General features: G+C 40.8%; 43 protein-coding genes and 1 pseudogene. 11 read left to right on the top strand and 33 right to left on the bottom strand.

Going from position 1 to position 26566, the window contains the following annotated elements:
- Positions 1-148 precede the first annotated feature (148 nt).
- Positions 149-454: a GNAT family N-acetyltransferase gene (locus tag KUH03_RS36935; protein WP_257097699.1), complete on the top strand. Its 306-nt coding sequence runs from the start codon at positions 149-151 to the stop codon at positions 452-454.
- A 120-nt stretch (positions 455-574) separates the two neighbouring features.
- Here the strand turns inward: KUH03_RS36935 and KUH03_RS36940 are convergent, their stop codons facing one another.
- Positions 575-946: a hypothetical protein gene (locus KUH03_RS36940; RefSeq protein ID WP_257089619.1), complete on the bottom strand. Its 372-nt coding sequence runs from the start codon at positions 944-946 to the stop codon at positions 575-577.
- A 219-nt stretch (positions 947-1165) separates the two neighbouring features.
- Here KUH03_RS36940 and KUH03_RS36945 point away from each other — a divergent pair, with 219 nt between their 5' ends.
- The 3 genes from KUH03_RS36945 to KUH03_RS36955 are packed head-to-tail and all read left to right on the top strand — an operon-like array spanning position 1166 to position 2578.
- Entirely contained in the window at positions 1166-1639 is a 474-nt protein-coding gene (locus tag KUH03_RS36945; RefSeq protein ID WP_257089621.1) for a hypothetical protein, read from the top strand.
- Positions 1561-2238, top strand: a complete 678-nt coding sequence (locus KUH03_RS36950; protein ID WP_257089623.1) for a glycoside hydrolase — start codon at positions 1561-1563, stop codon at positions 2236-2238. Before KUH03_RS36945 ends, KUH03_RS36950 begins: the two co-directional genes overlap by 79 nt.
- A gap of 7 nt (positions 2239-2245) precedes the next feature.
- A complete protein-coding gene (locus KUH03_RS36955) occupies positions 2246-2578 on the top strand; it encodes a glycoside hydrolase family 30 beta sandwich domain-containing protein (RefSeq protein WP_257089625.1) in 333 nt (110 codons plus the stop codon).
- 288 nt (positions 2579-2866) lie between these two features.
- On the opposite strand, the gene KUH03_RS49755 is transcribed toward KUH03_RS36955, so the two are convergent.
- From KUH03_RS49755 to KUH03_RS36985, 8 genes are all read right to left on the bottom strand, one after another.
- Complete coding sequence (locus tag KUH03_RS49755; RefSeq protein ID WP_373564554.1) at positions 2867-2992, bottom strand: hypothetical protein; 126 nt, start codon at positions 2990-2992, stop codon at positions 2867-2869.
- Positions 2993-3384: 392 nt separating this feature from the next.
- Positions 3385-3549: a hypothetical protein gene (locus tag KUH03_RS36960; protein ID WP_257089627.1), complete on the bottom strand. Its 165-nt coding sequence runs from the start codon at positions 3547-3549 to the stop codon at positions 3385-3387.
- A gap of 111 nt (positions 3550-3660) precedes the next feature.
- A complete protein-coding gene (locus KUH03_RS36965; RefSeq protein WP_257089629.1) occupies positions 3661-3801 on the bottom strand; it encodes a hypothetical protein in 141 nt (46 codons plus the stop codon).
- Between the two features lie 52 nt (positions 3802-3853).
- The gene (locus KUH03_RS36970) at positions 3854-4462 is read right to left on the bottom strand and encodes a Crp/Fnr family transcriptional regulator (RefSeq protein ID WP_257089631.1); all 609 of its coding nucleotides are present in this window, start codon (positions 4460-4462) and stop codon (positions 3854-3856) included.
- Between the two features lie 106 nt (positions 4463-4568).
- Positions 4569-4742, bottom strand: a complete 174-nt coding sequence (locus tag KUH03_RS36975; RefSeq protein ID WP_257089634.1) for a hypothetical protein — start codon at positions 4740-4742, stop codon at positions 4569-4571.
- Entirely contained in the window at positions 4739-5032 is a 294-nt protein-coding gene (locus KUH03_RS36980) for a DoxX family protein (protein ID WP_257089636.1), read from the bottom strand. The genes KUH03_RS36975 and KUH03_RS36980 overlap by 4 nt, the downstream gene beginning before the upstream one ends.
- Before the next feature lie 93 nt (positions 5033-5125).
- Entirely contained in the window at positions 5126-5242 is a 117-nt protein-coding gene (locus tag KUH03_RS49760) for a hypothetical protein (RefSeq protein WP_373564555.1), read from the bottom strand.
- A 19-nt stretch (positions 5243-5261) separates the two neighbouring features.
- The gene (locus KUH03_RS36985; protein WP_257089638.1) at positions 5262-5711 is read right to left on the bottom strand and encodes a Crp/Fnr family transcriptional regulator; all 450 of its coding nucleotides are present in this window, start codon (positions 5709-5711) and stop codon (positions 5262-5264) included.
- Between the two features lie 410 nt (positions 5712-6121).
- On the opposite strand from KUH03_RS36985, the gene KUH03_RS36990 reads away from it, so the two are divergent.
- The 4 genes from KUH03_RS36990 (at position 6122) to KUH03_RS37005 (ending at position 7982) form a co-directional block, all read left to right on the top strand.
- A complete protein-coding gene (locus KUH03_RS36990) occupies positions 6122-6505 on the top strand; it encodes a hypothetical protein (protein ID WP_257089640.1) in 384 nt (127 codons plus the stop codon).
- 334 nt (positions 6506-6839) lie between these two features.
- Positions 6840-7355 (top strand): acyltransferase, encoded by a 516-nt coding sequence (locus KUH03_RS36995; protein ID WP_257089642.1) that lies wholly within the window; start codon positions 6840-6842, stop codon positions 7353-7355.
- Entirely contained in the window at positions 7352-7648 is a 297-nt protein-coding gene (locus KUH03_RS37000) for a hypothetical protein (protein ID WP_257089644.1), read from the top strand. The genes KUH03_RS36995 and KUH03_RS37000 overlap by 4 nt, the downstream gene beginning before the upstream one ends.
- Before the next feature lie 19 nt (positions 7649-7667).
- Positions 7668-7982 (top strand): acyltransferase, encoded by a 315-nt coding sequence (locus KUH03_RS37005; RefSeq protein ID WP_257089646.1) that lies wholly within the window; start codon positions 7668-7670, stop codon positions 7980-7982.
- A 56-nt stretch (positions 7983-8038) separates the two neighbouring features.
- Here KUH03_RS37005 and KUH03_RS37010 read toward each other — a convergent pair whose 3' ends face one another.
- The 17 genes and pseudogenes from KUH03_RS37010 to KUH03_RS37085 form a co-directional block, all read right to left on the bottom strand.
- On the bottom strand, positions 8039-9565 hold the full coding sequence (locus KUH03_RS37010) for a DUF1565 domain-containing protein (RefSeq protein WP_257089648.1): 1527 nt from the start codon (positions 9563-9565) through the stop codon (positions 8039-8041).
- A 172-nt stretch (positions 9566-9737) separates the two neighbouring features.
- The gene (locus KUH03_RS37015; RefSeq protein WP_257089650.1) at positions 9738-9917 is read right to left on the bottom strand and encodes a hypothetical protein; all 180 of its coding nucleotides are present in this window, start codon (positions 9915-9917) and stop codon (positions 9738-9740) included.
- Positions 9893-10258 carry a hypothetical protein gene (locus tag KUH03_RS37020; RefSeq protein ID WP_257089652.1) on the bottom strand — a complete coding sequence of 122 codons (366 nt, stop codon included), beginning with the start codon at positions 10256-10258 and terminating at the stop codon, positions 9893-9895. Before KUH03_RS37020 ends, KUH03_RS37015 begins: the two co-directional genes overlap by 25 nt.
- 30 nt (positions 10259-10288) lie before the next feature.
- Positions 10289-10675 (bottom strand): hypothetical protein, encoded by a 387-nt coding sequence (locus KUH03_RS37025; RefSeq protein ID WP_257089654.1) that lies wholly within the window; start codon positions 10673-10675, stop codon positions 10289-10291.
- 53 nt (positions 10676-10728) lie between these two features.
- A complete protein-coding gene (locus KUH03_RS37030) occupies positions 10729-10968 on the bottom strand; it encodes an IPT/TIG domain-containing protein (RefSeq protein WP_257089656.1) in 240 nt (79 codons plus the stop codon).
- A 117-nt stretch (positions 10969-11085) separates the two neighbouring features.
- Positions 11086-11142 (bottom strand): hypothetical protein, encoded by a 57-nt coding sequence (locus KUH03_RS49765; protein ID WP_373564886.1) that lies wholly within the window; start codon positions 11140-11142, stop codon positions 11086-11088.
- 74 nt (positions 11143-11216) lie between these two features.
- Positions 11217-12656 (bottom strand): annotated as a pseudogene (locus tag KUH03_RS37035) (RagB/SusD family nutrient uptake outer membrane protein); the annotation flags it as partial.
- Positions 12653-12961 (bottom strand): hypothetical protein, encoded by a 309-nt coding sequence (locus KUH03_RS37040; RefSeq protein WP_257089659.1) that lies wholly within the window; start codon positions 12959-12961, stop codon positions 12653-12655. The gene KUH03_RS37040 and the pseudogene KUH03_RS37035, both read right to left, overlap by 4 nt.
- A gap of 20 nt (positions 12962-12981) precedes the next feature.
- Positions 12982-13320 (bottom strand): hypothetical protein, encoded by a 339-nt coding sequence (locus KUH03_RS37045; RefSeq protein WP_257089660.1) that lies wholly within the window; start codon positions 13318-13320, stop codon positions 12982-12984.
- Complete coding sequence (locus KUH03_RS37050) at positions 13254-14108, bottom strand: TonB-dependent receptor domain-containing protein (RefSeq protein WP_257097701.1); 855 nt, start codon at positions 14106-14108, stop codon at positions 13254-13256. Before KUH03_RS37050 ends, KUH03_RS37045 begins: the two co-directional genes overlap by 67 nt.
- A gap of 94 nt (positions 14109-14202) precedes the next feature.
- Positions 14203-15183 carry a hypothetical protein gene (locus KUH03_RS37055; protein ID WP_257089661.1) on the bottom strand — a complete coding sequence of 327 codons (981 nt, stop codon included), beginning with the start codon at positions 15181-15183 and terminating at the stop codon, positions 14203-14205.
- Entirely contained in the window at positions 15168-15701 is a 534-nt protein-coding gene (locus tag KUH03_RS37060; protein ID WP_257089662.1) for a TonB-dependent receptor plug domain-containing protein, read from the bottom strand. Before KUH03_RS37060 ends, KUH03_RS37055 begins: the two co-directional genes overlap by 16 nt.
- An 11-nt stretch (positions 15702-15712) precedes the next feature.
- A complete protein-coding gene (locus KUH03_RS37065; RefSeq protein WP_257089663.1) occupies positions 15713-16096 on the bottom strand; it encodes a carboxypeptidase-like regulatory domain-containing protein in 384 nt (127 codons plus the stop codon).
- Complete coding sequence (locus tag KUH03_RS37070) at positions 16074-16406, bottom strand: STN domain-containing protein (RefSeq protein WP_257089664.1); 333 nt, start codon at positions 16404-16406, stop codon at positions 16074-16076. The genes KUH03_RS37065 and KUH03_RS37070 overlap by 23 nt, the downstream gene beginning before the upstream one ends.
- Before the next feature lie 100 nt (positions 16407-16506).
- A complete protein-coding gene (locus tag KUH03_RS37075; protein ID WP_257089665.1) occupies positions 16507-17271 on the bottom strand; it encodes a FecR family protein in 765 nt (254 codons plus the stop codon).
- Between the two features lie 160 nt (positions 17272-17431).
- Entirely contained in the window at positions 17432-17647 is a 216-nt protein-coding gene (locus KUH03_RS37080) for a hypothetical protein (protein WP_257089666.1), read from the bottom strand.
- Positions 17648-17758: 111 nt separating this feature from the next.
- Positions 17759-18343 (bottom strand): RNA polymerase sigma factor, encoded by a 585-nt coding sequence (locus KUH03_RS37085; RefSeq protein WP_257097704.1) that lies wholly within the window; start codon positions 18341-18343, stop codon positions 17759-17761.
- A 544-nt stretch (positions 18344-18887) separates the two neighbouring features.
- On the opposite strand from KUH03_RS37085, the gene KUH03_RS37090 reads away from it, so the two are divergent.
- On the top strand, positions 18888-19274 hold the full coding sequence (locus KUH03_RS37090) for an SRPBCC domain-containing protein (protein WP_257089667.1): 387 nt from the start codon (positions 18888-18890) through the stop codon (positions 19272-19274).
- An 80-nt stretch (positions 19275-19354) separates the two neighbouring features.
- Here the strand turns inward: KUH03_RS37090 and KUH03_RS37095 are convergent, their stop codons facing one another.
- The 4 genes from KUH03_RS37095 to KUH03_RS37110 form a co-directional block, all read right to left on the bottom strand.
- Positions 19355-20641 carry a retroviral-like aspartic protease family protein gene (locus tag KUH03_RS37095; RefSeq protein ID WP_257089668.1) on the bottom strand — a complete coding sequence of 429 codons (1287 nt, stop codon included), beginning with the start codon at positions 20639-20641 and terminating at the stop codon, positions 19355-19357.
- Between the two features lie 12 nt (positions 20642-20653).
- Positions 20654-21067, bottom strand: a complete 414-nt coding sequence (locus tag KUH03_RS37100; protein ID WP_257089670.1) for a hypothetical protein — start codon at positions 21065-21067, stop codon at positions 20654-20656.
- Between the two features lie 561 nt (positions 21068-21628).
- Complete coding sequence (locus tag KUH03_RS37105; protein WP_257089672.1) at positions 21629-22000, bottom strand: hypothetical protein; 372 nt, start codon at positions 21998-22000, stop codon at positions 21629-21631.
- Complete coding sequence (locus KUH03_RS37110; protein WP_257089674.1) at positions 21954-22598, bottom strand: RNA polymerase sigma factor; 645 nt, start codon at positions 22596-22598, stop codon at positions 21954-21956. The genes KUH03_RS37105 and KUH03_RS37110 overlap by 47 nt, the downstream gene beginning before the upstream one ends.
- A 215-nt stretch (positions 22599-22813) precedes the next feature.
- On the opposite strand from KUH03_RS37110, the gene KUH03_RS37115 reads away from it, so the two are divergent.
- Positions 22814-23632, top strand: a complete 819-nt coding sequence (locus KUH03_RS37115) for a DUF4421 domain-containing protein (protein WP_257089676.1) — start codon at positions 22814-22816, stop codon at positions 23630-23632.
- Between the two features lie 167 nt (positions 23633-23799).
- Here KUH03_RS37115 and KUH03_RS37120 read toward each other — a convergent pair whose 3' ends face one another.
- Together KUH03_RS37120 and KUH03_RS37125 are read right to left on the bottom strand one after the other, a co-directional pair.
- On the bottom strand, positions 23800-24234 hold the full coding sequence (locus tag KUH03_RS37120; protein ID WP_257089678.1) for a hypothetical protein: 435 nt from the start codon (positions 24232-24234) through the stop codon (positions 23800-23802).
- Positions 24235-24334: 100 nt separating this feature from the next.
- A complete protein-coding gene (locus tag KUH03_RS37125) occupies positions 24335-24874 on the bottom strand; it encodes an NAD-dependent epimerase/dehydratase family protein (protein WP_257089680.1) in 540 nt (179 codons plus the stop codon).
- A gap of 373 nt (positions 24875-25247) precedes the next feature.
- On the opposite strand from KUH03_RS37125, the gene KUH03_RS37130 reads away from it, so the two are divergent.
- The gene (locus KUH03_RS37130; RefSeq protein WP_257089682.1) at positions 25248-25745 is read left to right on the top strand and encodes an AraC family transcriptional regulator; all 498 of its coding nucleotides are present in this window, start codon (positions 25248-25250) and stop codon (positions 25743-25745) included.
- Positions 25746-25902: 157 nt separating this feature from the next.
- Here KUH03_RS37130 and KUH03_RS37135 read toward each other — a convergent pair whose 3' ends face one another.
- Positions 25903-26538, bottom strand: coding sequence for a hypothetical protein (locus KUH03_RS37135; protein ID WP_257089684.1), 636 nt, complete (start codon positions 26536-26538; stop codon positions 25903-25905).
- Between the last annotated feature and the right edge of the window lie 28 nt (positions 26539-26566).

Genomic DNA, 26566 nt, shown 5'->3' on the forward strand with positions numbered 1-26566 from the left:
ATGAATTATCAAATTAAAAGAGCCAGTCTTGACGACTTGAACGAAACCGCGGATTTGTTTAACCTTTATCGAATTTTTTTACCGTCAGGAATCTGATCTGGAAAAAGGGAAGACGTTTTTAAAAGAGCGATTTCTGAAGGACGAATCAATTGTTTTTCTAGCCCTGGCTGACGGTAAAGCCGTGGGGTTTGTACAATTGTATAAACTGTTTCATTACACTAAGTTAGAAATGCAATGGTTGCTGAGCGATCTGTTTGTCCACCAAGATTATCGTGGTAAGGGACTTTCAGTTGCACTGATCGATCAGAGCAAAGAATGGTGTGCTGAAACCGGTGCCTGCGGGTTAATGCTCGAAACAGAAAAAACAAATGACATTGGCAATACGCTATACCCGCGTTGCGGTTTTGAATACGATGGACTTCACAACTATTACCATTGGTGGAGTAAAAAGTAAACTGTATTTTGTCTAGTTCATATCATTAGATTATTTTATGGACTAGACATTTTCAGCTATTTTATGATTAAGAAAGTATCTGTTGACGATGATGATTGAGGTGGGCTACATAATCTTCCATCAAAAGGCAAGTGTTAGATCATTACATTTTCGCATTGTCAGGCTTTTAGTAATCAAAGTCTTGAATAGAAATAAAAGTTGCTTGTTGAGCGCTAACCATAAATCAAGCAGCTGTTTAGTTTCTGACTGTTGATAATTTGCATTTTCACAAAAGTCATCCTGTGTGTAAAAGATCTGTGGGTTTTCTTCAGATTGTGCTCTGATAAACCGGAGGTAGTTTGTCATGGCGCTATCGATCAGGTGCCCTAAAATTTCCTTCTTGCTCCATTTTTCTGGAACTGGCTTTGCACTAAATGCTATGGTATCAATGGCCGATAGTTCGGTCGGGAAAGTAGCTATGAGCACTTCAAAGTCTTGTATAAAATCGTTCATTTTTATTGAATGTTAATATGATAATAGCTTATTGTTAAGCGATTGCAAGGATTGTTAATTTTTCAAAAAATAAATACTTTGTTTGAAATTTGACAAAACAATTTTACCGCAAGTCATATTTAGAGATAAACTGTTATTGCAAATTAATAAATAGAAATTTATGAACAGAAATCAATTTGTTTTTAAATCCATCTCTTGTTTTGGATTAATGGCATCCCTATGGTTGACGGGTTGTCAAAAGCAGGTATTATCGACAATGAAGATGATGCGGTGAATCGTTTGAATCAGTTAAATGCGCAGGCTGCCGCAGTAACGACAAATGCTGTTGTGGAATGGAACCAGGAACGTCAAAAAAATAGACGGTTTTGGTGCCTTCGGGGGCGTATTGTTCCTTTCTTTGAATCTCCGAAGAGAGATAGTATTTTGGACTATCTGTGGGGTAATTCGGGTTTGAAGTTGAATATATTGCGCGGCAAGGTATTACATACCTATCCCTTTAATCAACAGAATAGGGTAGTGACCATTAAGCCTGCAGGGGTTGATATCGATGTCGCAGTGAATAGTCCGGCTTATCAGGCACTCTCGGCAGATGCGCGGGAGCATCTGGGACAGCTATGGATTCTAAAAAAGCGAAGGAAAGATTTCAGGTCCCCGTTATTATCGCGAGTACCTGGACACCGCCGCTTTATATGAAGACGAATCCCAATAGTATCAGTGGTAAATGGTTTAATGGACTTAATCTGAATACCTCATCGACGCTATTTGCCCGCTATCTGGCTGGTTTCGCTAAAGCCTATCAAAATGAAGGGATCACAATTAATGCCATATCGCCAACGAACGAACCTGAAAATGTGTTTTCGGATTGGGATGCATCTTATTGGGCTTCGAATAAACTTGGTGAGTTTGTCACTAACAACCTCAGACCAGCTTTAAATGAAGAAGGTTTGCAAAGTACCAAAATCATCGCTTCTGAAAATGCGGCTTGGGGTACAGCCAATACCTTCCTATCTGGAATGGACAGGAGTAATGTCGATATTCTGGCAGGACATGGTTATGTTGAAATTACAGAGTTGATCGGCGGAAAAAGAGGTTTCAACCAAAGCCCATCAAAGTGGACATTTTCCACTGGCGGTAAACCCATGTGGGTAACTGAAGCATCGGACGATGGTGGAAACTACGATGCTGGAATTGAAGGTGGATTGAAGCTTGCCGTTAATATGCACAAATTGCTGGCAGATTGTGATGCCAGCGCTTTATGTCTTCTGGCTAGGGATGCTCGCATTCCAAAATAACGAGGCCTTGATCTGTACACGAAGTGATGGTTCGTTGGAATTTACCAAGGCTTATGACGTGATGGGGCATTATTCCAGATTTATTAAAGCTAATTACAAGCGTATCAATGTGGCGGTACAAAATGCCAACGGATTACTGATATCCGCGTATAAAGATCCGCAAACAGGTAAATTTGCGATGGTCGTGACAAATACAGGTAGCAGTAGTGTCCCGTTGGATATCAATCTGTCAGGTTTTGTAGGGGACAATTATCCAATTATCAGACTACAGCGACCAGTACAGGGCATTGGGGACTTGCCGGTATGGTTGCGCCAACAGCAAATGGGGTATATAGCTTAACTATTCCAGCAAAGAGTGTGTCGACTCTCGAAGGAACCAAACAATAAGAATATAAACGGAAAAGAAGTAATCCGAAGAGTAAAAACATCCCCTGAGTAGTGCATGTGTGTGAGAGGGGGACAATAAAATGAAAGAAAATGGGCTGTCCGAAATCTTTTGGACAGCCCATTTCTGCTTTCGAATTAATGCACTGCGATTAATCCCATTTATTATTTGTCGAAACGGCATATTTACCAGCCCCCATAAATAGAAAACTTAGTCCAATCAGCATGTAGATAACCAATAGCTCTACCGCCCAGCCCCAAATTCATTCAATTTAAAGATATTACCGCTTTGGGCGAGACAAATCGCCGTAAGACAGTTAATGGCGAATACTACACCCGCCAAACGTATGCGTAGACCAAGGATAATCATAATCGGTGCGATGATTTCGCCGACAAATACGCCATTGGCAAAAAGGAGGGAAGTCCGATGCTGACGATGATGTCCTTAATGAACCCGATGCCATGGATTAACTTATTGATCCCGTACACCAACATGGGACCGCCAATAGCTACTCTACTGATTAAAATGCCTAAATCAAGATTTTTTTCATTATAATATTATTTTAAAAGTTGTGTTTTACAAAAGCGCCAATATTTTCCAGTGTTTTTTACTGTTATTAAATTGGTCAAAATTGGATGCCAGTCCGTACATAAGCTTGTCCTGTTTTAAGCCCAGCCGTATAAATTGAAGTCCACGCTGGTACATTTTGGTATTTACATTACCGATAGCAAGTACACTGAAATAGGCCTGTTTCTGTGCGGTTAAATAGGAGTATACTCAAATGATAAGGACTGTTCGAGCGTAAATCCTTTTTGATAGGTAGTGCCTATAGCGTAAGAAAAAGACTGGGTAGGCTTGCTCACGCGATATTGTACAAACGCGCTAAAGAAGGCTCCGGGATTTTTCATTCCAAAAGCTGCATTCAATGTGAATCGTTTACTAACCGTATAGGAAGCCGTATTTCTGATAAAAAGATGTTTTCTTTATCGGTTGTATATTCTGTGTCAAAAAGCGATAGATTGTTGATTTTTATTTTGTCACTGATCTTGTAACTGACCTGATGCATATAGAAATGAACGATGTCCCAGGACGACCTCAGGTGTGTAGGATAGTTGCTGAGCATGTGTGGCCACAGCAACCAAGGTAGAAAGTGCAAGTGTAATAGCTATTGTCTTCATGTTCTCTCGTTTGAATTACGAGCAAAACTAGACAAGGCGGAGGGGATAAAAATTAAGAAATCTTAAGAAAGACGTGACAGGTGTTTTTTCTCAAATAACTTAGGTATTCGACCGTAATCCCAAGATAAGAAGCAATCATATATTGCGGAAACCGTTGTTCAATTGTAGGATAGTCCGAGATAAATTTGCGGTATTTGGTATACGCATCAGAGCGTACATTTTCGAAAGTACGTTCCTGTAAATTTACATAGGCATGCTGAATTTTCAATCGCCAAAACTCGGATAGGGCAGGCACTTCTTTATACAATATTTCCAGATGGCGTTTGCTGATCTGTATGAGTGTGGTATCCTCGTTTGCACGGATATATAGGCGAGATGGTAATTCACTCAGGTAGCTATATAGATCATTGATCCACCACTGTTCTATCCCGAGTTGCACAATATGTTCTTTGCCATTCTCCTCCATATAATAGGCATATAGACTTCCTTTTACAATGAATCGCATATGTTTGGAAATCTGCCCCTCCTGAAGAACAAACTCTTTCCGTTTTACAACTTTTACTTCCAATTTTGGGAGAATGGACAGTATATCCGCTTCAGTGAGTGGCACAATCTCTTTGAAATGGTCGATCAATAGCGAACTGATAGCGTCTAAATTCATATCTCTTGATTAAAAACACCGACAGGCTTTATTGCAAAAATATCGCTTTTGTGGGTGCCTAAATAAGACGCAAATTTAAGCAAATTTAGTGTTGATCACGACTGTTTCAGGACTTTGAACCCCATAATTTATCCAGCGCATATCTGCCACCACCTTGTAGGATGAGTGCGAGACAGATCCCCAAGACCAACAAATGGTATTCAAAACCCTCAGCACCAGCCGGCATTTTTCCAAACCAGTTCATAAAAAAACCATGTGCGGCGTGATCGACTACAATCATACCAATAAATAGAAAAAAATAGCAATACTGGTGAGTCTGGTCAAAAAGCCCAATAGGATAAAAAATGTTCCCAGACACTCAACTGCAATTGCGCTTACGGCTAAGAACATCGGGAGATTGACATGACTGGTCATGTACGCAATTTCTCCTTGCAATCCGGGGCCGTCAAACCAACCAAATAATTTTTGGGCTGCATGGGGAAATAGCACTAGCCCCAATGTTAGCCGCAAAATAAAGGCTGTCCAGCTATTGTCTGTTGACAGAATCCATTGTTTAATCTTTTTGTTCATCTTACTATGGTTTATGATGAACAAATTTAATTGGAAATTAACTTGTCAACCTGTGCTATTTGATAAATAAAACCGGTGCGATTTATCACAGATTTAGCTGTTTTTATACTGTTGTCCTTTGAGTCTACTCAGCGATTCCCTTGTAATACCAAGAAAAGAGGCGATATGTTGCTGGGAGATACGTTGTTCAAACCATTGATAACATTTCATAAACTCAAGATACCTTTCCTCAGCTGTTTTCTGCTGAAATAGTATTCTTTTCTGGGGAAACGAAGGCTTTTAGAAATATTTTCCGAAAATAGCTTTCTAAGGCTGGTATTTCCATAAACAGTTCTTCCAGCTTGCATTTTTCTATTAAGAATACCTCCGTATCTTCCAATGCATCGATATTGTAAACCGAAGGCTGAGCTTGCAAGGTACTATACCAATCTGAAATCCACCAGTTCTCAAAAGCAAATTGCACGGTATTCTCGCGGCCGGTTGGGCTAACCTCATATTGCCGCAGGGCGCCTTTGATCACAAAACACTCCCGTGTGCAGATCGTTCCCTCTTGTAGTAAATATTGCCGGCGGCGTATTTTTTTGTAGGTCAATGCTGCGCAAAAGCGTTCTTTCTCTTCCTCTGATAAGATACTGTGTTGACTGATATGATGTAGTATACTGTCGTAAACGATTGACATAAAGGGGTATGGTTCATGTTTTCTCAAATATAATGAATAGCTGCTGTATCCTAAATAGACTAAGATCTATTTTTACATTCTACAAAGTGTACCACTTCCCTGGAATAATAAATGACGTTTTTAAAATGAGTTTATGCGGATTGTAAATATTCGTGTTAATATCGCTCCATACGCTGTATATTTGGATATCTTTTACCGTTGGTTTAAGATAGAAAATGAAAAGATAATTTTGGGCAATTTTCCATGAAGCTATTTAGTTCTAGACATACAAGTATTCTTTCTTTACTGTTTTTATCGACACTGTTATATTCTTGTCAATCTCAGGATCCAGCGGTTGTATTCTTGGACAAATTAGATCCTAGCTTTGATGTCTCAACCTTTTATGCGCCGAAAATAAAAAAACGGAATCCATGTTAGCTTCTGATGTGAAAGAGATGGATAAGAAGGCGTTAAAAGAGGCTTTTGAAACAGCCATGTTTAAGAAAGATACAATCGCGATTTTTGATAGTGAAGGAAGTTTGCCGACCCCCTTTTACCTGGAGTCTACCTCCGGCTGGGAGACCAAGAAGCTAAAACCGGAAAAATATTATGGTTACCGGTATACCACGGTGTCTTATAATGAAGACAAAGATACCTTGGCCATGTTGAATGGTGTCGCTTTTCCTGCGCTAGCGATGGCGGAAAATAAGGATGGTAAATTTGCTTATTTATATGCGACTAAAACATCAAAAATAAAACTGATTACCAGAGTCTTCAGGATTTTCTACAAAAAACATACACAGCCCTCAACATAGCAGAAGAAGCGGGTTCAGGGATAAAAGGCTGGGAAAGTCCAGATTTTTATTATTTCTTAACGAAGAAAGATCGAACGGAGGAGGAGATTTTCTCCTTTGGTGAACCTGAGGAAGATAAGCCCACCACGACAGCTATTTCAGAAATACTTTTGGAAATTTTTAGTAAGGAATATATTCAGGATATGCGGAAGGAGCAGGTCTATCTGAGAGACTACATTCCCTTGTCAAATAAGAAAAGATTAGTTTGAACGACGATTATACAGCATTTTTTGAAATTTGTTTATATTTACGTCTTTGTTTTTAGGAAATCAATCAAACTAATCTTACCCTTTCTATGCCCGATACAAGAGTCTCTACCTCTGCATATGCTGATACCAAACCGCATTATAACGTGCTTGATGGTTTACGCGGTGTTGCAGCTATCACAGTAGTATGTTTTCACATTTTCGAAGCCTTTGCAACCAGCCATCTGGATCAACGTATTAACCACGGTTACCTCGCGGTCGATTTTTTCTTTATGTTATCTGGATTTGTCGTCGGTTATGCGTATGATGATCGTTGGGGAACGATGACGACAATGGATTTTATCAAACGCCGGATTATACGGCTACATCCCATGGTTATTATGGGGGCCATCATTGGTGCTGTCCTATTCTATTTTCAGGGTTGTTCGGTCTGGGACGTATCCAAAGTGACTGTTTCGGCTTTATTGCTAGCGACGGTATTAAATGCACTGTTGATCCCTGCTCTCCCCGGACATGAAGTAAGAGGCTTGGGTGAGATGTTCCCGCTCAATGGTCCGAGTTGGTCCTTGTTTTTGAATATATCGGTAATATCCTTTATGTTTTGATCATCCGTAAATTTTCAACAAAAGCACTTGGTGGACTTGTGGTCGCTGCAGGCTGTGGATTAGCCATATTTGCGATCTGGGGTCCTTTGGGCGATATTTGTGCAGGGTTTTCGCTGACCGGAACAGAATTTACAGCGGGATCCCTACGTCTTTTATTCTCCTTTACAGCCGGACTGTTTTTATCGCGCGTATTTAAACCTTTTCGGATTAAAGGTGCATTTTGGATCTGTAGTATTATCCTTGTTTCACTTTTGGCGATTCCTCGTATCGGGGAGCTGAAAATCTCTGGATGAATGGACTCTATGATACGCTGTGCTGTGTGCTGGTTTTTCCACTGCTAGTTGTTCTGGGGCTTCCGGAAAAGGGGGCAGTTTTACAAACAAACTGTCTAAATTCTTGGGAGATATCTCTTACCCTTTGTATATGGTGCACTATCCTTTTATCTATTTGTATTACGCTTGGGTGAAAAATGAAAACCTCAATTTTGAGCAATCATTGCCCGGTGCTGCTGCGGTCGTAATCGGTAGTATTTTGCTCGCTTATAGTTGTTTAAAATTATACGATATCCCTGTGCGAAAATATCTGACCCAGCGATTTTTAAAATCAAAGGGAAAGAATTCAAATTAAGCGTAGAATAGGCCAGTCAAGTTCGTGTTGACTGGCCTATTTTTTCTTTTAAACGATTATTTTTGAAATGCTCCAATCGCAATGCGATTTGCTTCTGATCTTGCCTTTCCGCTCAAATCCAATACGCCATTGATCGCTTGACTAATAAAATTTCCTTTGTCAAGGGCAGGAGATGAATCCCTTAATCCAAAATCTGCTTGTGTCGTTGATATAAACCCCGGATCCTGTCCAAAGATCGCATGCGTATCGCCAATAAGGGTTGATTTCCAGGTTTGTTGATCCCGGATGACTTTCCCATTCCATATCCACTGATCATCTCCGGTACTGAAGTATAAATTGTAGTCAATCGCATTGGATTTACCTGTATTGGTGTATTTATGAATAAATACGCTATTGGGCTTGGCAACAATAATATTATTTTGGATGATGTTGTCTATACAGTTCTCCACAAGTCGTATTTCACCTTCAATTTCATCAAAATATCCTTTGTCGATATTGTTGTGAAATAGGGTATTATTCACAACATAACACTTCCACGTACCACCACCGCTGTAATTTAAATAGCCACCCAGGCTTATCCCCGCGAGTGAGTTGCTATAGACCTCGTTATTTCTTACAATACAGTCACGTGTGGGAAAATTGTCGGTTTCACTTACTAGGCCGATTCCGCGCCCACAGCGATAGACACTGTTTCTTTCAACAATGATATCCCGGGCTCCGTCGATGTAAATTCCAATGGCCCCGTTATGCTCAGCAAATGCAGGGATAGGACCAGATCTACCATCAATATCATAAACTTCGTTTTGGCTGATCAATCCGTTACGTACATAGTTCAGGTTTGCTGTAGCATTGGCGGCATATCCTCCAGCTGCAACAATGCCGATATTTTCGCCATTGTATACCTTGTTCCGTCTGATAATAAAGCCATCGACATATCCATTGATGGTGAGGTTTTCGGAGTAACCGGTATTGCAGTCATGGATCGTATTATCCTCCACAATAATATCCTGTAAGGCCTCGGTGGTATTGCCGATGACCAGAATACCATGCCCACTTCTGCCATCTTGTGGGCTGGCATTGTTCTCGATATGATGAACCCTATTATTTCGTATGGTTATGTTTTTTGAACCCTGGTCAATAATAATCCCATTCACATCATTGCCCTTGGCTTGTGTTTTAAAATTTCGGATTTCAAAACCGTCAAACTGAATAAATCGGGCATTTCTGATCGTTACCAATGCTTCTGTGCCGGAGATGGATAGTCCTTCGCCATCAATGGCCACAGCTTCATTGGGATAGGGCTTTATCGTAATGAGTTTTGCTGAACTTCCCGATTTTGAAATCAATAGTTTCTCATGGTAGGCGCCTTCACGCACAAAAATGGTGTCGCCCGGTGATATTGCATCTAAAGCGCGTGAGATAGTACGAAAAGGTTTGCTCTCGGTACCTTTGTTCTGGTCATTACCGGTGACCGAAACGTACCTGCTTTTTTGAGGGGTTGAGTCGGTCTGAATAGGTTCGAGATGATCTCTATGACCGCATGCCGCGCACAATAGCAAACCTTGCAATAGTGCGTAGCTCAAGGAAAATAAGCGCTTAAAAATCATATAAAGTCATTTGAAATTTGAAGAAGCTGTCGGAGACATAAAAGCGGAGCTTCTGAGGATGCATAAATTGAAAAGATCTTGTCAGGGATACAAACAAAAATCAAGAAAAAAGGGGTGTCCGATGGTTCTATTTCGGACACCCGCTAGGTTATTCTGATATAATCTTCCGGACACTATTATTTTTCTTGTCGATGACATAGACTGTACCATTTTTATCTACAGCCACACCTTCAGGCACGTTAAATGATGCAGCCTCGCCGACGGCGTTTGTAAAACCTGCGATGTTAGATCCTGCAAATGTACTTACCTGGAATGTTTTGCCATCCACAAAACGAACGCTTTGATCGGGAGAGCCGCTATCGCCACCGGCAGTACCATTTCCGGCAACATACACATTGTTTTGGCCGTCAGCCGCAATACCCCAAGGAGTGCAAATTCAGCCGCCGTACTAACACCATTTTTATAACCATATTTACCGGAACCGACAAAGATGGTGGGCTTCCAGGTTTTGGGGTCATATTTTCTGATTTGGTTGTCGCCATGTAGACAGATGTATAGGCTGCCATCCGGACCGCAGGCCATACCTGCTGGAAAATTCAATCCATCGATGACGGTCGTTGCTGCTGTACCATCTGTATTTAATTGATAAATAGGAGCAGGGGAGGTCACAGAATTATAGTATAGCTTTTTGACACGCGGTCATAAGCAATAAACCAAGGCTCTCTTGCGGCCCAGGCGACAACCTTTGCCGTCCCATCGGGTGTTATCTTGCGGATATCCAATTTCCCGGATCAACAGCGTATAAGTTCCCTGTTCATCGATGGTTAATCCATAAGGGAGGCTGAAGCGTGCTTCACCGCCTTTTCCGTCCGCCATACCGGCATTACTAGGGGATCCGGCTAAGGTACTTACGTTTCCGGCAGGATCGATTTTACGGATACAGTGGTTGCCAGGGTCAGTGACATAGACATTTAACGCATCATCTACAGCAATACCGCCACTGCGATACCAGGACTCACCACCAAAATTGAACTTCGCATCAGCACCTTTTCCGTTGAGGAAGCCTGCTGTACCATTGCCCGCCAAGGTACTGACCGTTCTTTTGTAGATATAGCTGTAGCTATCTTTGGATGTCCCAGTTATCCCCCAATAGCGACTTCAATAGGTCCGCTACCAGCTCTTTTAGGGATGATGGCCATGATTTGGGTGCCATTTGCGCCAATGACTTTTAACGGTATACCATTGAGTTTAACGGAAATCGCAGCTGTGTCCGTTGTAAAGTTCTCGCCATTGATCAGAACTTCTGTTCCATAGACACCTTGCTTTGGAAGGAAGTCCGTGACAACAATGGCCGCATTGGGATCATGTGTTGCACCCATATGATCTTTCTTACATGAAAATATTCCCGCCAATATCGCAAAGGATAGGAGAGGGAAAACTAAATTCCTTTTATATATTAATTTCATAAATAGTAAAAGTTAAAATTCAAACCTTAATTACCAGCCTGGATTTTGAACAAGCGCCGAGTTCTTGTCGATATCATCCTGTAAAATAGGAACATATACATTTTATCATCCCAGTATCTGTTTTGTAATAAGTTTCTCTTATAGAAGTCCTGATAAAAAAATCCCTGATTGTTATCGTTTGAAGCGATACTCATCCGGTATATTGCCCGGGAGGCAGGATTTCCCATCATCAGTCTGCGGATTAGGGTAAAATAACGGTCGCCTTCAAAAGCTAACTCGATTTGTCGCTCGCGGAGAATCCATTTACGTTGTTCGTCTTTATTGCCTACCACCTGCGGATAGACTGCTTCCAACTTAGGTAAACCGGCCCGTTGACGTATCAGGTTCAGATAGGTCAGAATATCGGGATGGCTCGGATTAACTTCATTTAGCGATTCGGCATAATTTAAATAGATTTCGGCCAAACGGATATGAATATACGGACGATATGCGGGACGATCCTGGCGAATATTAGTGGCTGGACTGACATTTTTCTGTGCAAGGTATCCTGTTTTATCGGCACTATTTGAATTCTGGACCAAACCAGCTTTTCCCGAATAATAAAACTCGGCTCTTCCGCGTCCATCCTTGTTGCCGTCCGACGAAAAGAAGTTGCGGTCATCGGCTGTCGGTGCGGGTAGGATAGGCTTACCATTGTAGAGAATATTGACGTAAAATCGCGCTTCCCGGTTTACATACATATTTGAATTGCCAGCGATGTAACCTCTATTGACGCCATCGCGGCTTTTGCCCCAGTCGGCTGGATCATCTGTTGCTACGAAACCATCCTCCCGATAACCAGAACTGGGATCGTCAATAGTCTTGCCATTGCGCATCAGGTGGGCATCCACCACATTTTGTGTGGCATTCATCATCGCAATTCCACCGGGTTCAGGTGCACTTCGTTTCTCATGTCCCCATTGCCAGGTGTCCGCTTTGTGCGTGGAAAAAATAATCTCACTATTCCAGTTGGTTAAAAAGAGGTTACGGAAAGACAGGTAAGGATCGAATTTTGAATCTCCTTCATCCAGATTGGTAAAGAGCTTATAGGCATTTAAGTCAATAACAGCTTTTGCAGCATCAGCAGCCAATTGCCATTTATTGGCATCGTTTTGCAGTGGGGCAAGTGCCTTACCATCTTTGTTTTTGAAATTTGCAAAACGTGGATTTCCATTCCATAAGGGACTTGCAGCCCATAGCGCCACCTGTGATTTTATGGCCAAACAGGTTCCTTTGCTTGGACGGCCATAATTGGACGAGGCGGACCATACCACAGGAAGTTCTGCTGCAGCAAGATCCATCATGCTATTGATGTAATCGACGCATTCCTGAAATGAATTGCGGGGATATTTGTTGAAATCTTCGTTCAAACCCAACGTCCCTTTCAACAATACCGCCGGGCCATATTGACGTAGCAATTTCCAATAGTACCAGCCCCGCAGAAACCTTGCTTCGGCTTTGTATTGTACTTTAAGTTCTGTACTCAATGCGCCTTCAGGAACTTTGTCGATGTTTTCCTCAAAAATAAATGACTGCCTAATGGCAGTGTATGCGTTATTCAATAATGCTGCCAGTACATGCTTTGTGCATTCCAGTTCCCTACAGCCATTTGCCGAACGTTCACAACGGGTATATTACATGAGGTTTCATCGCTGGCACCAAGGGTCGTAAAATCGTCTACTGGTGTTTCGATATAACTATAGATCTGGTTTAAGTAAGATTCTGCATTGGCTCGGGTCTCCCAAACCATGTCTGAAGTGAGGAGGTTATCCGGTTTTTTGTCCAAATAATTACAGCTTTGCATATTTTGGCATAAGGCTAGCGCTAATAGACCTGATGCAATATATTTTGGTGATATCTGTTTCATGGTTATTGTATAGATTTAGATTAAAACTGTGCCCGAACGCCGAAGGTGATCATACGATTTAATGGATATTTGGCACCGTTGCTTCCCAATTCGGGATCCCAGAGCTTGAATTTGCTAAATGTCAGGAGGTTTTGACCCGATGAATAGACATAAAGTGACGTGAAACCAAGTTTGTCCAATTCTTTTGCTTTAATAGTATAGCCCAAAGAAGCCTGTTTCATGCGTATATAAGCCCCATCTTTTAACCAATGTGTACTGTTGATGTAATTGTTGTCACTGCCGCTGGCCATTGTCAGGCGCGGGTAGTAAGCATCCTGACGTGGATTTTCTGTGGTCCAACGGTCTTCAACAATGGACATGGTATTGTTGGGGTAGATTCCCAGACCCGAAAAAGGGAGGACTCCGACACCATTGACCCCATGCCTTTTCCGGGAATTTCGCTACCATTGGCCATGATACCTACGTCAGCAACCCCTTGAAAGAATAGGGAAAGGTCAAAGTTTTTATACGAAACAGAAAAACCGGCACCATATAGCCACGAAGGAAACCAGGATTTTCCAAGGTAGGTTCTGTCATAAGGATCAATTATATTATCGTCCTCGGCATTTAAGTTTTTGTAACGGATATCTCCCGGTGATACTGGGCTAAACTTTTGCTGCGGGGCGGATTCTATCTCTTCTTTGCTCGTAAAGTAGCCCAAGGCAATATGCCCTTGGTATTCGCCAAAGCGTGTTCCCGTCATTGATTGATAACCATAACGTCTGACTGGCTCATCCGCAAATACTATTTTATTGCGGCTATAGGTGACGTTACCAAAAAGGCGGAGACCAACCTCTCCAAATTTATCGTTGTATTCAATGCTGGCATCCATACCCTTATTGTCCATCTCTCCTATATTGGCATAAACAAAAAGACTGTTATAACCGGCAATGGAAGAAATGGATTGTCTTCGGATCAGAATATTTTTCCGACGTTCGGCAAAACCATCAAAGATTAGATTAAGTTTATTCCATAATCCGATTTCAAGACCGATCCCGGTTTTATAGGATTTTTCCCAGGTGAGATTTTCTACACCCAATATTCTCTCCGTTTTTCCGCCAACCCAACTTCCATTGAGACCAAAACCTGTAGAGCCACCATCACCGATCTGTGTTAAGTAGGAAAGCGATCGCCTGCTCCAATATTGTCGTTTCCAACAATACCATAAGATCCCCGAAGCTTTAATAAACTAAATGTCTTTTTCAAAGGCTCAAAAAAATCTTCATTGAAATCACCCAGCCAGCCGAAGCGGAAGGAAACAGGCCAAACTTATTGCCCTTCTCGAAATTTTCAGATCCCGTATAGCCCGCGTTAACTTCTACAAGGTATTTATCACGAAATCCGTAGTTAATCCTTCCGGCGAGACTTTGATTGCGATAGGGGATGGATCCAACAACGTCACCTGCCAAACTGACCAAACGGTTACGCATATTATAAAGAAACATCCCACCGATTTTGTGATCATTGAAGGTCCGGTCATAATTTAAATTACCTTCAAGATACATAACGCGTTGGCCGAAAGATTCTTTACTATAGTCCAAAAATTGCTGACCGACTCTGCTTTGGTTAAAAATGAATTCCCCTTCAGGTGTTCTGCCCGTCGCCTGCCATAAATCATTTTTCCCTGAGCGACGGTTGTTGAATTCACCATAACTATCAAATGAGAACCGGGCATAGGCAGATAATCCTTCCGTAATTGCGTCTAATTTTTGATTAATGGTCAGTACCGACTGCACAATGGGTTTAAATTCGCTGGAATAACCATTGTTTTGTACTTCATTTAATGGGTTTGCGCCACCACCACTCAGTGGTCCGGCCCATTTACCGTCCGGATATTGAATCGGATAGGCAACGGGCGTGGTCGCATAGGCCAAATACCACAAATCACCGGCACCGATACCGGGGTAGCGGGAGTTAACCAACATCCCCGTTAAGTTGAGCTGAACGGAGGTGGTTTTTGATAAATTGACATCCACATTACTCCGGAAATCATAGCGTTTGAAATCGAGATTAGGATTGTAATTGTTTAAGTTACGGACCTTATAAGGGCCTGTTTGATTATAGTACGATCCCGAAATATAATATTTCATCGATTCACCACCACCGGTAATATTGATGTTAGCATTGGTGAGCATGGAATTCTTCTTATAGACTTCATCAATCCAGTTTACATTCGGGTACATATAAGGATCCAGTCCACTTTTCGTTTTTGGATCAACTCATCAGAATAGGTTGGGGTCGAGCCCATATTTTTTCTTGCTTCATTCTGCAGTTCCATATATTTTACGCCATCCAGCATTTGTGGCGTTTTTGTAAAACCTGAGAAGCCTGTTTCTGCCTTAAAGGAAATCTTTGGTTTACCGGCAACACCTCTTTTCGTGGTAATAATCAAAACACCGTTGGCGCCCTTAGCTCCATACATGGCCGTAGATGAAGCATCTTTCAATAGGGAAATACTGGAAATATCTTCGGGATCAATATTATTGAAAGAGCCACCGAAACCGCCATTGACATCATCACGTTGCACACCATCGATGATAATTAGTGGAGACGAATTACCGGCGTAGGTCCCGATCCCACGGATTGTAAAATTTGAATTGTCATAACCGGGTTCACCGCTTGATTGCACGGAGATAATACCGGCGACTTTACCTGCTAAAGCATTTGATAAATTGGGAACCGGTGTACGCATATCGGCCATATTGACCGAACTTACGGCACCCGTGACATTGATTTTTTCTGTGTACCATAACCTACAACAACAACATCGTCCAGATTATTATTGGCCAATGCCAAGGTGATATTTAAATGGTCCTTGTTATCTGCTGGTCGTTCAATAGGCTCATAGCCTACGTATGTAAATGTTAACATCACCTGACCTGATCCGGAGGGTGGGGCGATGGTAAAATTTCCCTTGCCGTCGGTTGTCGTTGTGATCTGGGTATTTTTATACGTACAGTTACGCCAGCTAATGGGTTTCCCTGTTGATCTGTGACTGAGCCATTGATCGCTTTCTGATTTTCGGTAACCTCTGCGGTACGAGCTACCCCAGTCGATTCTTTTGGACGTATTATTAAGGTCTTTTGATGACCTCAAACTCAAGTGCCTGATTTCGAAACAGGGCTGTCAGCGCTTCATTTAATGTGGCATTCTCCAGATTAAGCGTGACAGGGTTTGCTTTCTTGATCAGCTTTGAATCATAAAGCAGATCAAGCTGAGCCTGTTTGCTGATTTCTGCGAGAACAAGATCGACCTTACTATTTTTAAAATGTAGGTTCATTTTTTGGCTATAAACCGGAGTTTTAGCCTGAACAACGCCAAAAAATGCGAGCAGTAGATAGAACTTCATAATCAATAGGGTCTTAATTAAGAACATATGCTGTTCTTTTCCCGGTATTATTTTCATAATTTTGTTAAGAATTAAAAGGTTAATTAATTTTTGACAGAAAATTTTTAAACTCTATTCGTAGCCGGGATGTGACAGCATCTCGGCTTAAGTTTTCGATTTATCTTTTTGTGACGTAGATCCTCCTTTCCACAATTTTAAATTTGACTGATTTGGTTAATTCGAGAAGTGATAAGATCTCTTCAATATTTTCTCTTCGGGAGACTTTCATTTTGAGGTTTACATCATCCCAGTCCTTTCCCTCGAATATTACTTCGGCGTCGTACCATTGCGCTACGTCCGCCATAATGGTTTTGATATTTTCATCTTTGTAAATAAAATAATTGTTCTTCCAGGCGATTTCGGATTCAGCATCAAATTGATCTATCTGAACTCCTGAGGCAGATATCTTTGCACGCTCGCCAGGTTTGAGCATCGTATGGCCAGCTTTTGACGTTAGACTTACTGATCCCTGGAGCAGGGCGACTTTTGCAAGATGGAGGTTATCCCTATCGGATACATTAAATTTGGTGCCCAGTACCCGGATTCCAAATCCATTACCTGCTACAATAAAAGGTTTGTGTTTTGATTCTGCAACTTCGAAGTAAGCTTCTCCCTTGACCTGAACGAGACGACGGTCAGCAGCAAAATGCTCCGGGAAAATCAGGCTACTCTCGGCGTTGAGCCATACTTTGGTACCATCTTCTAAATTGATCTGATATTTACCGCCTTTGGGGTTGCTAAGGTGACAAGTTGAGATTCCATATTTTTTTCTCTGTCTTTGCCTGATAACTAATAATGCCTTTCTGGTCAATTTTGAACAACAGCTTTCCAAAAGGAACGGTGTCTCCAACCTGCTGTTGCTGTAGGTCCAGGCTGCTGCCATCTGAATTTTTCAAAGAGGCCTTTTCTGCACCAGGATTCAGGTATGCCCGCTGATTTGTGACTTGTAGGTCGGCATTTCGAGCTTTAAAAAGTAATATCCGGCAATGCTGGAAACTGCCAATAAGAAAGAGGCGGCATAGGGAGGTAACGACGGAAAATGCTTATTTTTTTGTATTGCCAGCTTCTGTCTGAATAAGTTGTTCTACGTTGCGCTTAATCTGTGTTTCTATATTTTCTGCAGGGCCGAATTTATCTTCGTCCCAAGTATCATCATGATATGCATCCAAGAGCCTGTCGTCTACTTCACGCAGTTCATCTTCAGCCGATTTCTTGCGCAAAATTTTCTTGATTAAGTCTATAATTTCAGGTTTTTTCATGAAATCTATAATTGATTCGTTCTTATAGAGTTCATTTTTTCAATTAGCCCCCAAAAGGAATTACACTTTTTTTTAAAAAGAAAATATAAAAGAGTCTTTATTAGATTGTATTTATTGTAATTGATTGTATTTTAGCTTCTTGTTAGAAAAAGAAAATCTGAAAAAGATGTGCATATTCTGCATACCTTGTTTTAATCGTTTCAATGCAATAGAAATTTGGTTTTCTACTGTTTTTACGGAAATATTCAGCTTCTCAGCAATCTCCTTATGGCTTAGCTGCTCCATTCTGCTGAGGTAAAAGATCTCCTTACATTTGTCAGGAAGCTGGTTGATCATTTGATCCAGATAATCCAGCAGTTCGCTGTATTCCAATTTTAACAATGGGTTGAAGGAATCAACATAGTCCTCATCTAAATCTTTCAATTCGACATAATCCATTTTCTTTTTGACATTTCGGAACACTTCGTAACGAATGCAGCCAAATAGATAGGTTTTGATGGAATATTTAAGATTTATTTTCTCTCTGTTCCGCCATATATTGATAAATACATTTTGGACAAGTTCCTGACAGACTTCGGGATCCTGCATCGTGACAGACGCTGTTTTGAACAGTGGTTGCCAAAAGCGATGCATCAGGTGTTGTAGCGCGCGTTCCTCACCTTGACAAACTGATTCAAAATTTGCTGATCCGAACAGGCGGAGAAATTCATAGTTTAATTCTGTTTACAATAGGTATCCCACAAAACCTTCTCAAAGTAAGTATAAAATAACAATAAAACAAAATCTAATCCGCCAGTGCCATGATCTGTAAGTGGGTATAATTTAGTTCTTATGGAAATCGAGTTTTATGAAAGGCGATATACCGGTTTTATTTGATAAAGTGAGGGGAAAAGGAGTCTATTTTTTGGGAAGAATGGCGAGCAATTTAAAGTCCCCGTTAGATAGCGATCTAGGCCATTTTTAGTTGCTTCCTATAAGGCAAGGAAAACAGATTTGATATCTCTACAGGGAATTCTCTAAAAAAAAACAAGGTTATCCCAATTGTAACATGTGGATATTTCGCTCCCCATTTGCCGTTCAGATCAAGGTCTGAGATATTGATGGTTGTTGATCAAAAATCTTTTGTTTATCAGGAAATTACTATTTTTAAATAAGGATGCCGTATCCTGAAATTGATCAAAATTTGATAATGTATCCATTTGAATAAATAGATACATTATCGATCACAAAATATAGAGAAATGAAGAAGAATTTTGCAAAGGCAGAAATGTTTATCCGGAAAGATGTTGCTGAAGTGTTTCAGGCGATGGTAGATCCTGCGATTACAACTAAAATCTGGTTTACTAAGAGTACGGGAAAATTAGAAAAGGGAAAGACTATTGAATGGGAATGGGAGATGTATAACCATAAGGTCAATGTTGAGGTACTGGAGATTGTCGAAAACCAAACAATTATTTTCAATTGGCGTAATCACGACAGCCCATCCATCGTTGAATGGAAATTCAAAAAAATTACAGGGGAACCTTTGTCTCGGTTACAAATACATTCGAACATGCAACAACAGAGGCCCTCATTGCTGAGGTGCGCGATAGTACTGAAGGATTTACACTCGTTTTGGCCAATCTGAAAGCATATCTGGAATTTAATATTCTGCTTAATCTGGTAGGAGATAGGTTCCCTGAAATGTAGGCTGCCTGAACATTGAGATTATAATGAGGATTGTTTTCGAAGATATGACTTTCGGATACGATAGCCTATAAAGAGCAGCAGTCCGATGATCAAAATGACAATTAACATCCTTACCAGTTTAAACTTATTGTATGCGCTGTAGTTGTCATTTTGGTATTTGTTTGCTTTCAGATATATTTTTCCGTTGCGATTATCTAGGATAAAATTAAATTGATTCAATATTTTATTGCCCAATAAGCTTTGCTTGGCATTCGGATAATCGGGATTATTGGCATTGGTTACAATGTTTTTAAATACTTGGTCCCCGATTTTGAGCTCCGGAATGACAATGATCTTTTTTCCGCCAAAAGAAAATAGCGAATGATATTTGTTCCAAAGACCATAGCGATTTGTAAAATCGTCCCCAATAAGCATACTGCCATCCCGACCAGTATCAAATAGAAAATGGAAGGGGTAATCCTGTTCTCCGACTTTGATATTGACTTCAAATCGGGGGCGATGTTGGAAATAGTCAACATCGTGAACTTGATAGCCCTGTAGGTCTTTGTTTATCTGATCACTTAGGATCATAATCTTTTTCTCGTAATCAACTTCGATAATCTTGTCCCGGAACAGTGAATTTCCGATGATCATATCTTCACCCTCCGCTAGATTTCGAATTTGTACCAATGGAACTTTATCCCAGTGCAATCCACCAATTTCCAAACTATTGATACTAGCACTGGGCTCATTGTTTGTTCCATCCGTATTCTGGACACTGATGTGACCATCAAATTTGACAGCCGCTTTTGCCCGAGATTGCTCACTGAGGCAGGTGATACCCGCTCCCAGATCAAACATGATTGTCAAGTTTTTATAGCCATTGAGGCTTCCCTTAAAATAAAGACGACTATTTTTCATAAAAAAGGGAATGGTATCCGAGGATTGTATCGCTGGCTTAGATTGTACGGTAGGATTTAATAGTTGCTCATAATTGGCCGATATGCGCGTCAGCATACGATCTCGTCCATTCAGTAATATGATAAAATCATAGGTTTTACCATACGTAGTCGTAAAAGAAATGGAATCCTTATTCGTAATAAATGTGATCTTACGTGCTGCTCTCGGCACCTGTGTATAGTAAATATCAGGTGCCGTTGTTGGGCTCAATTTCCATACATCCTTAGCTAATAGCTTTCCATCACGGATACTAACCATGGGCTTGCTGGCCTGAATCACAGGCAGATTTTGTTGGCCTTGAGTTTTGGCGAGCATAAACACAGCAAAACTCAAACTAAGGGCGAGAAGCTGTGTTGTTATTTTCATCTGTTTTATGCTTTAGTTGCGCAGCTCGCTTCCCTTTGTAATAAAATCTGTAAGCAATTTATAGTCGTCTTTCATGAGGGCATATGCAGTCCGGTCAAACTGATTGCGATTTGCGATGACTTTCAGATTGGTCTCATCCATATAGAGCTTGTAACGGGGACCATTAACGGATGATACTATCGCCGTATCTCCCGACAAAACCAAAGATTTACCTGCTTTTTTACTCCAGCTTTTAATGTATTGGCCAATTGACGCCGATTTTGCCTTTGGAAAGCTTGCCGTTAAGGTACAGAGTGGACCGATCTCATCATAAACAACGGCAGTTCTAGACTGATTGGGAGCGAATTGGTCGAATAGCTGTTTGCCGGATGCAAATAAGCCAATACATAGCATAGCTATTGCGATAAGGGTGTAATTTGTTTTCATGATTGATTTTTATTTTTTCGGATGAAATAATAGACGAGCAAACCGAATGCTAAGCTTATACTCAAGATAATAGCTGAGTGAAAGCCGAGAGGTTGTGTAAAATAACATAACGTAAGTCCAACAGAGCCAGCTAATAAAACACAGCACCAGCTTAAGGCTTGTTCTACAAGATTATTTTCTTTCGGAAGGATCTCAGTAACGATCTCCAAAGGTGCATTCCTTTCAATCAGGGTTCTACGCAGACGATCGTTTAGGAATAGCTTGACAAGCTTGAGCAAAAAGAGGAAGCGATCCAGATGGACAGCAAAACAGCAATCGCGTTGAGCGAGAAAAAACAACTTCTTTATCTGCCATTACTGAAGCAGCTTGTTGTGCAGCTATTGTCGGCATAGTGTTGACTGTAAGCAGTATCAATGTTAAGTTCAAAATGCGTTTCATACAATTGATTTTATAGTATATCAGACCTACCAATCCAACTTAGGTTGCAAAGAATCTGTTTTTTTATGATGGTGTTCATTTTTTGGCGATATCGGATGAGGGATAGTACGGTCTGTACGCTGATTAAAGAAAGCGGTAGGAGGGCAAAGAAATAACGTAAAATATTGGGAAGCTGAATAAATAACGCGATAAATTGTTTCCGTAGATAACAGCAGCAACTGTAACCAATAACCCTCCTAAGCTTGCCGCAAGAAGGACTGCCCAATGAATTGGGGCCCTTTGGGGAATTAGCATACCGACAATATAATCGGGTAGATCAGGATCAAAGCTTGCCATGGGTAATTTCTGGATAGTGGAGTTGATCAACTGATAGTTTTCAAATTTGATTCTGCATGCTGCACAGGTGGAAATATGATCCATTTCTAATCTTGTTGTATCGTCAGTGGAATCAGCAAGTGCCTGCAACTGTTCTTCTGTTAAATGTGTACTGTTCATAGTTCCTCTCTTTTTGTGATTTGAGTAGAATATCTTTTAATTGTCTGCGTGCACGAAACAAATAAGACTTTATCGTACCCTCCGGTAATTGAGTGATTTCAGAAATCTCCTGTAGACTCAGTTCCTGTTGGTAATGTAACCCGATCAGTGTCTGATATAATGCGGAGAGCTGTGCCACAGCCTGTGCTATTGTCTGGCTGAGTTCGCGCGCAAAAAGCCTATTTTCTGTTTCGTTGCTGGCTGCTTGTACCATTTTATAATCTGTATAAGACGAATCAGCATTTTCAAAAAAACTTTCCATGAGGATAGGACGTTTTTTCTGCAGATAATGCAAACAGGTATTATAGGTAATCTGTCCGATCCAGGTCGATAATTTGCTCTGAAAACGAAATTTTCTTAGATTATTGTGAACTTTAATATAGACATCCTGTATAATGTCCCTACGATCTGCAGCGATTGGGATCATTTTGTAAACCAAATGCGCGACGAGCTTCTCATGATCAACGATAAGCTTGCGGAAAGCATGCGGATCCCGTTGGAGGATCTGAGAGACGAGTTCCCGGTCTGCTTGACGTTGTATAGCTGTTTCTGTGTTCACGGACAAATAAGACCCATAAGTGAAATTTAGGTTGCAATAATTTAAAAATAAATATTTTAAATTATTTATCTAACTGATTTTTAGTTTGTTTTGTTTTCTAGTTTCATGGGATTTCTTTGTTGGAAATAAAGACGGGGATGAGACCTACTCAGGAGCTCATTGTTTTTACGCGATAAGCTGTATATTCACGGGATAGATTCATACAGATTGTACTATTGAAAACTTTATGCCCATTACTGATGCGGAGGAATTTATTGCTGCTCTTTATCCTATGTTTATGCTGCCTTTACACAAAGGGACAGGAAATAGACACAACATTTATTTATACCTATCCCAATGCATCCTGGATAACGAGTTATCTCTCTACAAGTGCGGTCAATATGACCACTGAAGACAAAACTTTTGAACCGAATAACCCTTTGAAAATCGGAGTGGGATTGGGGATTCGGAATACAATGATTAATTTTCTTGTGGGCACAAAGATTGTTTCATTAAAAGACAAGACATACGGTAAAACGAGTTCGACAGACTTTCAGGTGCATCGCTATGGTCGAAAATTTGTAACAGATATCTATTTTCAGCGTTATAAAGGATTCTTTGCCATGGATGGAAAAGATACTCAGCTTTTTCCGGCGATGAAAATCAGTCAGATGGGACTCGAGCAGACTTATGTGTTCAACCATACACGATTTTCATTAAAAGCAGCCTTTGAACGAAGCGAGCGACAGCTTCAGAGTGCAGGAAGCTTCCTGTTAGGAGCCAATGTGTATTGGCATCAACTACGGATTTTGAAGGCTTTGATGGTAATTTTGTGCAAAATCTCGACAATCTTCAAGTCGGAGCACAAGGAGGGTATGCGCATTCCTGGGTTCTGGGGCAGCATTGGCTCATCACTGCATATACAACGATTGGTTTTAACATTGGAAACGATGTCGAAAATTTCCGGAACTTTCGTTTTAAAGTATACCCAACTGTACTGGCCAGGACAGTGGCCAGTTATACCAAGAATGATTGGTCTTTCACCTATGGAATGATGATCAATAATAAAATGAACTTTTTGAGACAAAAAGGACTATACAGTCACGAATGTAAATCTACAGTTGTCTGTAACCAGACAAATTAATTTTTCATTTTAATCTTTCGGACATCTGGCAGCTTGAAATACTAGACTTCATTTCCTGTTTCATGGCTGCCTTTATTGCTACCATGAAACAGGTTTATCTTTAGGAATGATCTGTTTGTTCCGCATCTCATCGAATAAGCGAAAAAACATCTGCTCGGTATCTATGTACTCATGGAAACCGAATCTTCGTGCTTTGCTACCGTCTGCAAAAAAGTCGTAATCCCAGGAGAAGACAAAGTCGCCGAATGCCCATGCAGATACTTCCTGATAATTATAATTCAATCCCTGTTGTTGCTGTATGTCTGCCCATATATTTTCTTTATCGGACATCATCGTTTGCAGGTTTAGGGGTAGGGGCGTGTCGACTTCCATATTAAAGTATTTTGCAATTTTGGGCCAGAGATCTTTCCAGCGAAATAAATCGCCATTGTTAATATTAAAAGCCTGATTGGCCGCTTGAGGTTCTGTTGCTGCCCACACCGTTGCCTTTGCCAATAAAGTAGCGTCTGTCATCTCGAGTAAGGTGTCGTATGCGCCAATCTTGCCCGGAAAACGAAGCGGTATATTTAATTTTTGGAAATAGTGGCATATACAGCTATCAGCAGTGCAAGGTTCATCGGGTTTCCGGGGTCGTTCCGCCCACAACCGATGGCCGGATAGCGGACCAGGTCCACTGCTTGCCAATTTGTTGCTGTTGAAGGTATTGTAGCTGGCTGGTATTAAATTCAGGTGGCATATGACCAGCGTCAGATTCTTTGGCTGGTGTTTTAAATGGGCCGAGGTGGGCGCCATAAACCTTATAACCTTGCATAAGACTAACATGTTGCAGGGATTTGGCTACTGGCTCAATCGCCGTTATTACATTGACCAACATCCTCAAATTAGGCTCGACCAATGCTGCCCAGCTATCTTTGTCCTGATAGGCAGCATAAAAGATATGCGTTACATTGGTTAATGCACTTAGTTTGTTAACTGTGTCTGTTAAATCCAGTAAATCTACAGCAACATAACGAACATGGTCATGATCGGTTCCGCCACGACGGGACAGTCCGATAATATCCCAGTTACCAAGACTGCTAAGATGTTCAATAAGATTTGTGCTGATTACTCCATTTGCACCCACAATCAATGCTGTATTTTTTATAGTTTCCATATGAATTGCTTTTTAACAAAATTAGTGTTGCTTTGAATCCAAGAGCGGTAAAAATCGGCTATAATTTTGTAAATTTCTGGAATGGAACGCTATCGACAATTTGAACCTATCCTGATCTCGGAATTTAAATCCAGTGCTTGGACACATCCGGAGCATAATCACAATCACTACGAACTTATCTTTATTTTAAGCGGGGAGGAAGCCATGTGATCAATGGCTACGCAGTACCTTATCAAAGTGATGCCGTTTTTTTATCGGACCAGAAGAGTATCACTATTTTGATATTAGAAAGGAGACGCATTTTATTTATTTAAAATTTACCGATGCCTACATCTATCGGACCACAGCCGAATCGGGTAATTTAACCCGTCAATTGGAGTATTTAATAAAAAGCAGGGAAACTCATCAACATGGATTCCCACTTCTTGCGGCTGATCTACAAACTGTTCGTCTGTTGTTTAATGTAATTGCGTCCCTAAAACACGATATCTTTGCGAATCAGGATTTAATATGGCATCAGCTGCTCTGCATTTCAATGCTGTTGGCAAGAAATATGCCCGAATTACAAATGGATGGACCTAGAAGTCGCGATTTACAGGCCATGTTTTGTTATATTCATAAAAACATATATACACCAAATCTGTTGAGATCCCAGGTTATGGCCCCTCATTTCAATATTGCGGCTGATTATTTGGGTACCTATTTCAAACGTCATGTTGGTATGACGATAAGGACTTATATCCATCAATATCGGAATAGACTTATTCGGCAACGCATAGCCGCCGGAAGAATGATTTTAAAAGAAATTGCCGAAGAATTTGGATTGACAGATGTCAGTCATCTGACCAAGATCCTGGGGAAAGAGGTTTAAAGAAAAATAACAAAGCCAGCAAAAACAACTTATGTTTTTGCTGGCTTTGTTATGCTGCCATCTCAGATAGGATTACACATAGACTGTGCGATTGTTGTTATCGCTAGTTAGTCATGCATATACTATCGAGCTACGTTTATCATGTATACCCTGGTAATTAATTACAAGGTATTTTCTTCTTGCCGGCACCCACACCTTTAATCACGGTTCTACCATCAACAAGTTGGGTAACTTTCACTGCATTACTTTGTGTACCATTCCACGGGAAAGTATTGAATGTATTACCATTCGTCAATACAAGCGGATACAACTCACCACCGGAAGTCTTGCTACCAAACATGGTCACCTGGCCAGTTCTGCTGATCACAAGTTTAATCAACGGTTTTGTGGCTGTACCTCTCAAGTCATAGATGTTGCCAACTCTTCTATTTGTTTCAACGTCGGTTCCCTCATATTTGCTTCCATCTGCAAATTGAATATTTTGTCTTGAAGATGCACCTGCATTCTGGAACTGAATTTCCTGTGTTGCCAGTTTGATACCGTTTACTTCCATATTGAAAGCGTTGTCCAATTCAGTAATATCAAATACAAAACCATAATCTGCCACAGGTGCGGTAAAACTGCGCTCAATTGTTTTACCATTCGCATAGAATACACCATCTTTTCTAATTCCTTTTACGCCGCCAGAGGTTGTTTCGGGATAACTCCAGTTTAGTCCATCACTTGTCACGTCCTGTGTACAGGTCTTGAAATTAAGTTTAAGGTCATATTTCTGCCCTGGATTGATCTTCACATTTGGAATGTTAAAATTCGATTTGGTT

The organism is Sphingobacterium sp. E70, from assembly GCF_019285695.1.
In the GTDB taxonomy this organism is placed as follows: Bacteria; Bacteroidota; Bacteroidia; order Sphingobacteriales; family Sphingobacteriaceae; genus Sphingobacterium; species Sphingobacterium detergens.

What these genes read in the sequence shown, in the direction of transcription:
- KUH03_RS36940 (WP_257089619.1), bottom strand. Translation starts at nt 946, where the DNA reads ATGAACGATTTTATACAAGACTTTGAAGTGCTCATAGCTACTTTCCCG.
- KUH03_RS36945 (WP_257089621.1), top strand. Translation starts at nt 1,166, where the DNA reads ATGGTTGACGGGTTGTCAAAAGCAGGTATTATCGACAATGAAGATGAT.
- KUH03_RS36950 (WP_257089623.1), top strand. Translation starts at nt 1,561, where the DNA reads ATGGATTCTAAAAAAGCGAAGGAAAGATTTCAGGTCCCCGTTATTATC.
- KUH03_RS49755 (WP_373564554.1), bottom strand. Translation starts at nt 2,992, where the DNA reads ATGATTATCCTTGGTCTACGCATACGTTTGGCGGGTGTAGTATTCGCC.
- KUH03_RS36965 (WP_257089629.1), bottom strand. Translation starts at nt 3,801, where the DNA reads ATGAAGACAATAGCTATTACACTTGCACTTTCTACCTTGGTTGCTGTG.
- KUH03_RS36970 (WP_257089631.1), bottom strand. Translation starts at nt 4,462, where the DNA reads ATGAATTTAGACGCTATCAGTTCGCTATTGATCGACCATTTCAAAGAG.
- KUH03_RS36975 (WP_257089634.1), bottom strand. Translation starts at nt 4,742, where the DNA reads ATGATTGTAGTCGATCACGCCGCACATGGTTTTTTTATGAACTGGTTT.
- KUH03_RS36980 (WP_257089636.1), bottom strand. Translation starts at nt 5,032, where the DNA reads ATGAACAAAAAGATTAAACAATGGATTCTGTCAACAGACAATAGCTGG.
- KUH03_RS49760 (WP_373564555.1), bottom strand. Translation starts at nt 5,242, where the DNA reads ATGAAATGTTATCAATGGTTTGAACAACGTATCTCCCAGCAACATATC.
- KUH03_RS36985 (WP_257089638.1), bottom strand. Translation starts at nt 5,711, where the DNA reads ATGTCAATCGTTTACGACAGTATACTACATCATATCAGTCAACACAGT.
- KUH03_RS36990 (WP_257089640.1), top strand. Translation starts at nt 6,122, where the DNA reads ATGTTAGCTTCTGATGTGAAAGAGATGGATAAGAAGGCGTTAAAAGAG.
- KUH03_RS36995 (WP_257089642.1), top strand. Translation starts at nt 6,840, where the DNA reads ATGCCCGATACAAGAGTCTCTACCTCTGCATATGCTGATACCAAACCG.
- KUH03_RS37030 (WP_257089656.1), bottom strand. Translation starts at nt 10,968, where the DNA reads ATGGGTGCAACACATGATCCCAATGCGGCCATTGTTGTCACGGACTTC.
- KUH03_RS37040 (WP_257089659.1), bottom strand. Translation starts at nt 12,961, where the DNA reads ATGAAACAGATATCACCAAAATATATTGCATCAGGTCTATTAGCGCTA.
- KUH03_RS37045 (WP_257089660.1), bottom strand. Translation starts at nt 13,320, where the DNA reads ATGTCCATTGTTGAAGACCGTTGGACCACAGAAAATCCACGTCAGGAT.
- KUH03_RS37055 (WP_257089661.1), bottom strand. Translation starts at nt 15,183, where the DNA reads ATGTACCCGAATGTAAACTGGATTGATGAAGTCTATAAGAAGAATTCC.
- KUH03_RS37060 (WP_257089662.1), bottom strand. Translation starts at nt 15,701, where the DNA reads ATGGCCGATATGCGTACACCGGTTCCCAATTTATCAAATGCTTTAGCA.
- KUH03_RS37070 (WP_257089664.1), bottom strand. Translation starts at nt 16,406, where the DNA reads ATGAAAATAATACCGGGAAAAGAACAGCATATGTTCTTAATTAAGACC.
- KUH03_RS37075 (WP_257089665.1), bottom strand. Translation starts at nt 17,271, where the DNA reads ATGGCAGCAGCCTGGACCTACAGCAACAGCAGGTTGGAGACACCGTTC.
- KUH03_RS37080 (WP_257089666.1), bottom strand. Translation starts at nt 17,647, where the DNA reads ATGAAAAAACCTGAAATTATAGACTTAATCAAGAAAATTTTGCGCAAG.
- KUH03_RS37090 (WP_257089667.1), top strand. Translation starts at nt 18,888, where the DNA reads ATGAAGAAGAATTTTGCAAAGGCAGAAATGTTTATCCGGAAAGATGTT.
- KUH03_RS37095 (WP_257089668.1), bottom strand. Translation starts at nt 20,641, where the DNA reads ATGAAAATAACAACACAGCTTCTCGCCCTTAGTTTGAGTTTTGCTGTG.
- KUH03_RS37100 (WP_257089670.1), bottom strand. Translation starts at nt 21,067, where the DNA reads ATGAAAACAAATTACACCCTTATCGCAATAGCTATGCTATGTATTGGC.
- KUH03_RS37105 (WP_257089672.1), bottom strand. Translation starts at nt 22,000, where the DNA reads ATGAACAGTACACATTTAACAGAAGAACAGTTGCAGGCACTTGCTGAT.
- KUH03_RS37120 (WP_257089678.1), bottom strand. Translation starts at nt 24,234, where the DNA reads ATGACAGACGCTACTTTATTGGCAAAGGCAACGGTGTGGGCAGCAACA.
- KUH03_RS37125 (WP_257089680.1), bottom strand. Translation starts at nt 24,874, where the DNA reads ATGGAAACTATAAAAAATACAGCATTGATTGTGGGTGCAAATGGAGTA.